Raw genomic sequence first — 10,082 nt, 5'->3', positions numbered from 1 at the left:
TTACGGGTAGCCGTATCACGTTTGCTTATGAAGAGGAAGCACCGTTTCGTCTGGTGAAGGTCCAAAAAGAGACCGGGGAATTCTTTGCCTTTTTCTATGACACAGAGGGCATGCTGGAGCGTGTAGAAGACCATACAGGAAGAGGTGTGGCATACAGGTATCAGGGAGAACTTTTGAAGGAAGCCACACTTCCGGACGGGAATGCTTTCCGTTACGGTTATACCTCGCAGGGAAAACTGGAGCAGGTGGAGAACCCAAGGGGGATCGTGACAGTAGAAAACTTCTTTGATGAGGAGAACCGCACTACGCTGCAGAAGTTCCCGGACGGGACACAAATGTCCTATGTATATGATGAGGAAAAGAAAACAGTGGAGCTTACCGAGCGCAACGGAAGCCGTGTGGTTTATGTCCACGATGATAAGTACCGGGATATCAAGCATATCCACAGCAACGGGGAGGAACGCTTTGCCTATAACCAGAACAATCAGAAGACCTTATATGTGGACCGCCTGGGGAATAAAACCCAGTATGCCTATGATCCGGCAGGAAATCTGGTGCGTGTGATCGACGCCCTTGGAAATAAGACGGAAATCCGGTATGGAGAAAAGAACGAGCCAACCGGGATCAGGATAAACGGAAAGGAAAAACTGTGCGGGGAATACGATGCACAGGGACGGCTTGTAAAAACCAAAGATGCCCTGGGAAATGAGACCGGGATCCGGTATAACGAAGCGGGACGCCCGGAAGAGATCCGGCAGGCAGACGGAAGTCTGGTGCGCTTAAGCTATGATGACAGAGGCAATATCACGGAGCTCAGGGATGCACAGGGAAACAGGACCTGCTATGCCTATGACGACCTGAACCGGATGACAGAAAGTATAGACGGAAAAGGGAATGTTACCCGTTACACCTATGACATCATGGGCAATGTGACCCGGATCGAGAATGCAGAAGGGAACAGCCAGAGCTACGAATACAATGCAAGCGGGAAAGTAACAAAGGTAACGGACTTTGACGGGGAAAGCATCCAAAGGGAATATAATGTCTTAAACCGCCCAAGCAAGGCCATTGATAAAGAGGGAAGGGAAACACTGCTTACCTATGACAGCATGTGGAACCTGGCAAGGGTGACGGCACCGGACAGAGGACAGACCACCTATATCTATAATGAACATAACCTGTTAAGCCGGGTGAAGCATGCAGACGGAAGCAAAGTGCGCTATACCTATGATGCCAACGGGAACCGCACCGGGGAGGAGGATGAGAACGGGGCAAAGACAAGGTTTACTTATGATGCCCTTGGAAGAGTGGTGGAAGTAAACGGGGAAGAAGGACTCCACTATGCCTATCGGTATGACGGGGAAGGGAACCTGATCCATGCGGAGGACGCACTTGGGAACACCGTATCCATGGAATATGACGCCAACGGGAATCTGGTGAAGGAAACCAGCCCCCTTGGGGAGAGCAGAAGCTACACCTATACCCCTTTAGGGGATGTGGAAAGCATTACCGATGAGGCAGGGCGAAGGATCCGGTACAGCTATCATCCGGGCGGACAGTTAAAAGCCATCTGCTATCCGGACGGAAGAGAGGAAGCCTTTGCCTACGATGCCAACGGAAATCTGGAAAGCCACACCCTTGCCACAGGGTTCACCCTGACCTATACCTATGACAGCATGGACCGTATCACAGAGATCCGGGGAAGTGAGGGAGAAAGAAAGACCTATACCTATGATGCCCTTGGAAACGTAACCTCTATGACTGACGGGAAGGGACATACCACCCGGTATGCCTATACCTTAAGCGGCCAGCTTTTGAAAGTCACGGACGCATTGGGGAATGAGACCCGGTACCGTTACGATGCCTGTGACCGTCTCACAGAGATCCGCCAGTATGGTGCAGAGGGAAGCCTGAAGGGAGATACAGAGGTATCCGGCATGGACGAAGCGCTTCTGGAAGCGGAAAAGAAAAATGGAAGAAACCGTGTGTGCCATATCACCCGGTATACCAGAGACCTGCGGGGACAGGTAACAGAAGTCACAGACGCCCTGGGACAGAAAGAAGCTTATACCTACGATCCTAAGGGGCAGCTCCTTGGGAAGTTGGATAAAGACGGGTACCTGACAAAGTATGCCTATACAAAGCAGGGGGATGTGAGCCGGATCCAGTATGCAGACGGAAGGGAAGTAAAGCTCTCCTATAATCCGCTGCGCCAGCTGATTGAGGTACAGGACTGGTTGGGACTGACAAGGATCCAGAATGATGCCCTGGGAAGAGCCACGAAAGTGACCTATCCGGATCAGAAGGAAGTCTCCTACACTTACGGGAAAGCAGGGGAAAGAAGAAGCATCACCTACCCGGACGGCAGGACGGTGTACTATGGCTATGATGAGCAGCTGCGCCTTTCCGAATTAAAAGAGGGAGACCGTGTCATCACCTATGGCTATGACGAACAGGGAAGGCTGAAGAACAAACAGTTCCCGAACGGGACAAGCACGACCTGGAAGTATGATGAAAAAAGCCAGCTGACAGAGCTGATACACCGGGACAAAGAAGGAATCCTGGACCGGTATACCTATACATACGACCTTGTGGGAAACAAGACCGGGATTAGAAAAGAAAGAAGAGGCTTGACCAAAGAAAGCGGCACTTATACCTATGGATACGATGCGCTGGACAGGTTGGAGAGCATCAGGAAAGACAATGTATTGGAGACACAGTACCGCTATGATGCCTTTGGGAACCGGATAAAAAAGGAAAGCGAAGAACACCAGACCTCTTACTGGTACAATTCGCTGAACCAGCTGATAAACCTGACAGACCAGTCGCAGGAAGGAACCAGCAGAGAGACCTATCTGTATGACAGGAGAGGCAACCTAAGCCAAGTCATAAGAGACGGGACAGTGAAAAACCGGTATGTCTATGGAGCGCTAAACCGTCTGGAAGAGGCAGTGAACGTTGCTGGAGAGACCGCAAAGTACCAGTATCATGGACTGGGACACAGGGTAGGAAAAGAAATATCCTTAGACCCAACAAAGCAGCTGAGCGGACAAAGCCAGAAGCCGGACAGCAGGATTGATTATCTGATCGATCTGACAAGGGAGTACCACAACCTTCTGGAAAAAACAGAAGATGGCATTAGCCAGACTTACTTCTGGGATGGAAATGTGGCAGCTTTTGAAGAAAGCGGAAAGAGAAGCTACTATCTGCAGGATGAGCTAGGAAGCCCACTTCGTATTGAAGATGAAAGTGGACTTACCAGAGAAACCTATGGATACGGAGCCTTTGGAGAGGATTTGTATGGAAACCAGGGAGTTCTGCAAGTATTTGGCTATACAGGCTACCAGAGAGACAGTATAGCAGGGACGTACTATGCGCAGGCAAGGGAGTATCAGGCGGAAGTCGGAAGATTTGTTAGTGAAGATTTCGTAGGCGGGGTTACGGGACACCCTTACTCTATTAACAGGTATCAATACTGTGCTGAAAACCCGTTAGCATACATTGATCTGAATGGAAAATTTCTGATAACAGCGATTTTAGCTACAGCAGCTATTGGAGCAGGTGTAGGAGCAGGAATAAATTTAATATCGCAAGGGATAAATATTGCGAGAGGAAAACAGAAAAAATTTAATGTTGGTTCTTTTTTTGGAAGTGCTATTGAAGGCGGAATTGTTGCAGGAGTAAGTGCGATTCCGGGTGTAGGATCAGTAGCTGTAGGATTATCGGCTGGAGTTGGAGGAGGAATTAACAGTGCGTTGAAGCAGTATGGAGAAAGTGGGGAAATAGATATAGGACAGGTGGCAGAAGATGCGATGGTTAGTGGTGTTGTTGGTGGGATTGCATATAAATTTACCAATATACGAAATGCTAAGGCAGGAAAAACACCGACTGCTCAGGAAATATCTGCAAATGCAAAGACAAGAGATGCGAGAAAAAAAGTATTAGATGAAATAAAAGCAAGTGGGAAGACTCCAAGCGGACTCAGACGAAGAGTTGATAGTTCGTATGCCTTAAAACACAAAGAATTATTAAAAAAATACGCTCAATCATCAATAGTTGGAAATAGTAAAGAACTACTTGCTAATCAGCTGGAGTATGAAACTGACATATATGTAATTAAAGGGCATGCAAATATAAAAGGATATATTAAAGATATGTTAAAAGATTTTTTGCCAATAGAAAACAGTGATGATTGGATAATGTCGATATTAAGCAACAATATTAAGGTCGATAAAGATGGTGAAGAAACGTTAGAAATTTGTGGAGTAATGGGATAGGAGATCAGCTATGAATATTAAAGAACTTGTACCAGTAATCAGCATTCTTTTATCCATAAGAATAGCTGAATACGCTATGAAAAAATATAAGGAACAGAAAGACGTTGAGGTAACAAAAAAGCAGAAATCCAGAAAGCAGACAAAAAAATATATAATTACAGCACCCAGCATCTTGAAAGTAGGATTACCATGCGGAATATTTTTTGGTTGTACAACTATTGCTTTTATTTTAAGTCAGATCTTCAAATGGGAATTTGTTCAACAGATAGAAAATTGTTATTTTATGTTGATTTGTTTGTTGGTATCTATAGGATTTACAGTATTAGGAATTGTTCTGACATTATATGGATACATATGGAAGATAGAATATGACACACAAGAGATTATCTACCGTTCTGCATTAGGAATTACAAGGAAATATAGAATTGAAGATATTACAAGATGCGTAGGAAAGAGAAGAAATCAATATCGCTTTTATCAGGGGGAGAAAAAGATATTCCAGTATGAAATGGATGCAGAAGGAGATGTTTATGATTTACTAATTATTTTGAAAAAAAGGGGGATAGATGAAGAAGAATTGATTCCATCTACGAAAGAGCACTGCATCGTAGAGCCAATGATTATCCGGAAAATATTGCCTATCATAGGTTTCTGCATTTATACTTTTTTTACAACTGTATTATTTTTGACTCGAGATGGGAAAATTTGGATGTATCTGTTGCTGGGAGTGATAGATTTACTGTTGCTTTATTACAGCGGTGTCTATTGGTATGATCAACTGGAAGTACAAGACAAACTTTATAAGAAAGATTTTCTAAAGAAAATGCGGACAGTTGAATTTAAAGAGATTACAAAGGTTGAGCAACACAAAAGTATAATAGAAAAGGAGTACATAATTATTTATGTAAAAGGAGAAAAACCAATAAAAATAGACAGATATAATGAAAATGTAGAAGTTTTGCTAATGAGATTAAAGGATGAAAAAATATCTGTAATGTGATTGATAAATAATGTGGAAGATTAGGATAAAGAAGAAGCAGTACTTATTCGGATAAAAAAGCGGAAAAGTAACAAAGGTAACGGACTTTGACGGGGAAAGCATCCGAAGGGAATATAATGTCTTAAACCGCCCAAGCAAGGTTATTGATAAAGAGGGAAGGGAAACCCTCCTGACCTATGACAGCATGTGGAACCTGGCACGGATCACGGAACCGAATGGAGCAAAGACGACTTATATCTATAATCAGGAGAACCTGCTTGGAAGAATCAAATATGCAGACGGCGCTGTGGTACGCTATACCTACGATGCCAATGGAAACCGGATATCGGAAGAAGATGAAAACGGAGGGCAGACAAGCTTCGGATATGACGCTCTTGGAAGGGTGACAGAGGTCAAAGGAGAAGAGGGACTGCATTACCGGTATGCGTATGACGGGGAAGGAAACCTGATCAGTGCCGAAGATGCCCTTGGAAATGTGGTGCAGATGGAATACGACTCAGCGGGGAATCTCCTGAAAGAGACGAATCCGTTAGGAGAGAGCAGAAGTTATACCTATACCGCTCTTGGAGATCTGGAGAGCGTGACAGATGAAGCAGGAAGAACCACCAGATACAGGTATTATCTAGGAGGACTGCTTGAGAAGATCCAGAACCCGGACGGGACAGAGGAATCCTATTCCTACGATGCTGCAGGGAATGTCAGGACACATACTTATGCAACGGGATTTGTTATAAGCTATTTCTATGACTGCATGGGCAGAATTACGGAGATACAGGGAAACAATGGGGAAAAGAAGAACTATACCTATGATGCCCTTGGCAATGTCACGTCCATGACAGATGGAAAAGGAAACGTGACGAAGTACGAATACACTTATAGCGGACAGTTAAAGAAAGTCACAGATGCATTCGGAAATGAAACCGAATACAGCTATGACCTCTGCGACAGGCTGATCGAGATCCGCCAGTATGGTGCAGACGGAAGCCTGTTAACACAGCAGGAAGAAACAGGACAGGAAAACCTCTCAACATGGTGTTTGGATCCAGAACTTTTAGAAGCTGAAAAACAAAATGGCAGAAACCGGCTCTGTCAGGTGACCCGGTATACCAGAGATTTAAGGGGAAGAGTGACAGGTATTACCGATGCTCTGGGACAGAAGGAAGCCTATACTTACGATCCAAAAGGACAGTTATTAAGCAAGCTGGATAAGGAAGGATATCTGACAAAGTATGTATATACAAAGCAGGGGGATGTCTCCGGGATCCAGTATGCAGATGGAAGAGAAGTCAAGATGTCCTATAACCCGCTCAGACAGCTGATGGAAGTACAGGACTGGATTGGACTTACAAAGATTCAGAATGATGCACTGGGAAGGGCAGTAAAGGTCACCTATCCGGACAAAAAAGAAGTCGCTTACACCTACGGAAAAGCAGGAGAGAGACGAAGCATGACATACCCGGATGGTAGGACGGTCTATTACGGTTATGATGAACAGGTCAGACTCTCAGAACTGAAAGAGGGAGAGCGCATCATCACCTATGGATATGATTCATTTGGAAGATTAAAGGAAAAGAACTTCCCGAATGGAACGAGGACGACCTATGCGTATGATGAAAAGAGCCAGTTAAGAGAACTGTTGCATACTGACAAGGAAGGTATACTGGATCGTTATACCTATGAGTATGACCTGCTTGGAAATAAAACTGGTATCACAAAAGAAAGACGGAATCTGGAAGAAGAAAGCGGAGCTTACACCTATGGTTACGATGCGCTAGAGCGTCTGTCCAGTATCCACAAAGACGGTATCCGGCAGACCCGTTACACCTACGATGCCTTTGGAAACCGTACCGGAAAAGAGGAACAGGGAACACAGATAAGATACCGTTATAACAGCCTGAACCAGCTGGTAAGTCTGACAGACCAGAATGCAGGTGGAAGCGTCAGCAGAGAAATCTACCGTTATGACAGACGTGGAAACTTAAGCCAGATCTTAAAAGATGGACAGGTAAAGAACCAGTATGTCTATGGAGCCATCAACCGTCTGGAACAGGCTGTGAATGGAAGTGGAGCAAAAGCCAACTATCTCTATAACGGGCTGGGACACCGGGTAGGAAAGCAGGAAGCTGAAAATCAAGAACCAATGAAACGAATCAGCTATCTGATCGACCTGACGAAGGAATACCATAACCTGCTGGAAAAGACAGAGGATACCAATGTCCAGACTTACTTCTGGGATGGGAACGTGGCACTGTACGAAGAGAATGGCAGGAGGAACTATTACCTTCAGGATGACCTTGGAAGCCCAATCCGGATAGAAGGAGAAGATGGAATCCTGCAGGAGACTTATGGCTATGGTGCATTTGGAGAAGAGCTTTATGACATACAGGGAGGAATCCAGCCATTTGGGTATACGGGATACCAAAGAGACAGTGTTGCCGGAACTTACTATGCGCAGGCAAGGGAATACAATGCAAGAGCAGGCAGATTTGTAGGGCAGGATGTAATTGCCGGAGTCATAGAGAAACCGTTTAGCATGAACCGATATACCTATTGCTTTAATATGCCGATGGTGCTGGTGGATCTGAACGGGGCATGGCCGAAGTGGATAGAAAAAACAGCTAATGCTATAAAAAAGTTTTGGAATTCTAATATTTATGGAGAAACGACGATATTGTATAAGCAGGATTTATATGGAAATACATATGAAGTTAAAGAACATACAGGAGGAAATATTTGGGTTAATAAATATGTTGTTAATAATACAAATGGAAAAGAAATCAGAAATTTTGCAGGATGGTCTATAAATGCGAGAGTAGAGATTCCGGGAACAGGCTATTTGTTTAATCAAAGTATATCGGGAGAATCATGGAATATTTCATCATGGAAATATAAAGAATCCATAATAATTAAAGACAAAAAAAGTAATCTATATAGTGAATATGGATATGGATTCGATAAAAATGGAATGAATATTTTAGTTGCTGCAGGTGGAGATACAGGTAATTTACCAATTCCTCTACCAAATAGTAAGGTTTTTGATTCTAAAAGTAAGATATCATGGTCGTTGGCAAATGAAAAGAATTTCATGAAATGGAATAAAATTGGAGAAGTAGCGTTGGTTGCTGCTGCTGTAACAGGAATGGTAATTTTAATTTTGGATGATGGAACAATTATTGGTGTATTAGATGATTTTATACTGGCACCGTTAGCCGCATATATTGCAACGGTAGCTCCGTCCCTTTATCAATGGATTATTAATAGTATACCTCAGATGACGACTTGTGGAGGATAAAATTTGAAAATGAAAAAAATAGTAAAAATAGTATTTATAGGATTATCTGTTTTAATAATTGTGTTAACTATCTGCATTATCATATGGCTGTTTCATCAGAAATCTGACATCAGTGATGTGCCAAATCAAATAAGTGTTTCATCAGGAAATCAAATCTCTTCTACAATAAATATGGAAGAAGATTTAGAATGGTACGATACTTTAGACGAGGCTAAGCAGGATGTTAGTATTATTAAAAAAATGAAAATTATGTGGCATATCGATCCCAGACAACGGAAATTATACAAAAAAAATATGAAGATCGGTTGATATATTTTTATTTGTTAACTGAGGAAGGTTTGGATGATTCATCTGTAAAAGCAGATGCATTTGCTACATGATTTTTAAAATCAAAGATAATCAAATATCACAACCATATTGGATTGAAAGCTATAATTTAGAAGTTGGATTTGAAAATAGCCACTATACATATGATTTTGATGATTCAGTTGTTGCTTTCATTATTAAGGAAACAGTAGTTGATATATTGGAAGATGAGAAAGATGGATTCCCGATATATTTTGGAACATGGGCTGGACAAGAAGTAGAAGGTTTAACAATTGATGGAATAAGACCTGAAGTAGTTCCTGTTAAATTAGAAAATAAAACATATTATTTTTGGTTTTATTTAGAAGCTGAATGGAAGGATAAAGTAAAAAAGATAAATTGGAGTGATTTTACCTATCAACAGATAATAGATCAGTTGAAAATTAGATATTAGAGAAAACATAAAAGCTCCGGAAATCTATCAATGCCTGATGGATATATTTCCTAAATTACAAACAGTTTCAACTGCAAGAGAGAGACGAAGCATGACATACCCGATGGTAGGACGGTCTATTACGGTTATGATGAACAGGTCAGACTCTCAGAACTGAAAGAGGGAGACAGCATCATCACCTATGGATATGATTCATTTGGAAGATTAAAGGAAAAGAACTTCCCGAATGGAATGAGGACGACCTACCATTATGACAGAAAAGACCAGCTGACAGAACTGTTGCATCAAGACCAGGAGGGTATTCTTGACCGCTACACCTATCTGTATGATCTTTTGGGAAATAAGACCGGAATCACCAAGGAAAGAAGAGGGCTGGAGCGTGAGAGCGGACACTACCGTTATGGGTATGATGCACTGGGCAGGCTGTCAGAGATCCAAAAGGACGGAGAGATACAGTACCGTTATGGTTATGATGCCTTTGGAAACCGTACATGGAAAGAAGAAAGCGGGGAACAAACCTCTTATCAGTATAATGCCTTGAACCAGATGGTAAGCGAAAGACAGGGGGAAATCCGCAAAGAGTACGGTTATGATAAGAGAGGAAACTTAACCGCCATTCTTGAAAATGGGGCATGGAAGAAGCGGTATGTCTATGGAGCAATGAACCGTCTGGAAGAAGCGGTGGATGCGGCAGGCAAACAGGCAAGATACCAGTATAACGGGCTGGGACACCGGGTAGGAAAGCAGGAGGGT

Annotated in this window: 6 protein-coding genes; all 6 read left to right on the top strand. The window is 43.0% G+C overall.

Annotated features, from left to right (window positions below; translation table 11 throughout):
• The first annotated feature begins 53 nt into the window (after window positions 1-53).
• A complete protein-coding gene (locus DXB52_RS14100) occupies window positions 54-4,277 on the top strand; it encodes an RHS repeat-associated core domain-containing protein (RefSeq protein ID WP_147343383.1) in 4,224 nt (1,407 codons plus the stop codon).
• 10 nt (window positions 4,278-4,287) lie between these two features.
• Window positions 4,288-5,277: a DUF6560 family protein gene (locus DXB52_RS14095; RefSeq protein WP_117787411.1), complete on the top strand. Its 990-nt coding sequence runs from the start codon at window positions 4,288-4,290 to the stop codon at window positions 5,275-5,277.
• Between the two features lie 184 nt (window positions 5,278-5,461).
• Window positions 5,462-8,569, top strand: coding sequence for an RHS repeat-associated core domain-containing protein (locus tag DXB52_RS14090; RefSeq protein WP_118107860.1), 3,108 nt, complete (start codon window positions 5,462-5,464; stop codon window positions 8,567-8,569).
• Between the two features lie 9 nt (window positions 8,570-8,578).
• Window positions 8,579-8,878 (top strand): hypothetical protein, encoded by a 300-nt coding sequence (locus DXB52_RS14085; protein WP_118114125.1) that lies wholly within the window; start codon window positions 8,579-8,581, stop codon window positions 8,876-8,878.
• 67 nt (window positions 8,879-8,945) lie between these two features.
• The gene (locus tag DXB52_RS14080) at window positions 8,946-9,329 is read left to right on the top strand and encodes a hypothetical protein (RefSeq protein WP_118107855.1); all 384 of its coding nucleotides are present in this window, start codon (window positions 8,946-8,948) and stop codon (window positions 9,327-9,329) included.
• Window positions 9,330-9,560: 231 nt separating this feature from the next.
• A partial coding sequence (locus DXB52_RS14075; protein WP_472520320.1) for an RHS repeat domain-containing protein occupies window positions 9,561-10,082 on the top strand: 522 nt, incomplete at its 3' end.

The sequence above is a fragment of the Ruminococcus sp. OM04-4AA genome (assembly GCF_003462585.1).
GTDB classification, from domain to species: Bacteria; Bacillota; Clostridia; order Lachnospirales; family Lachnospiraceae; genus Mediterraneibacter; species Mediterraneibacter faecis.
This window is presented reverse-complemented; position numbering and strand designations above follow the sequence as displayed.

Excerpts from the sequence above, each read along its gene's own strand:
- DXB52_RS14095 (WP_117787411.1), top strand. The coding sequence starts at position 4,288 with ATGAATATTAAAGAACTTGTACCAGTAATCAGCATTCTTTTATCCATA.
- DXB52_RS14090 (WP_118107860.1), top strand. The coding sequence starts at position 5,462 with ATGTGGAACCTGGCACGGATCACGGAACCGAATGGAGCAAAGACGACT.
- DXB52_RS14085 (WP_118114125.1), top strand. The coding sequence starts at position 8,579 with ATGAAAAAAATAGTAAAAATAGTATTTATAGGATTATCTGTTTTAATA.
- DXB52_RS14080 (WP_118107855.1), top strand. The coding sequence starts at position 8,946 with ATGATTTTTAAAATCAAAGATAATCAAATATCACAACCATATTGGATT.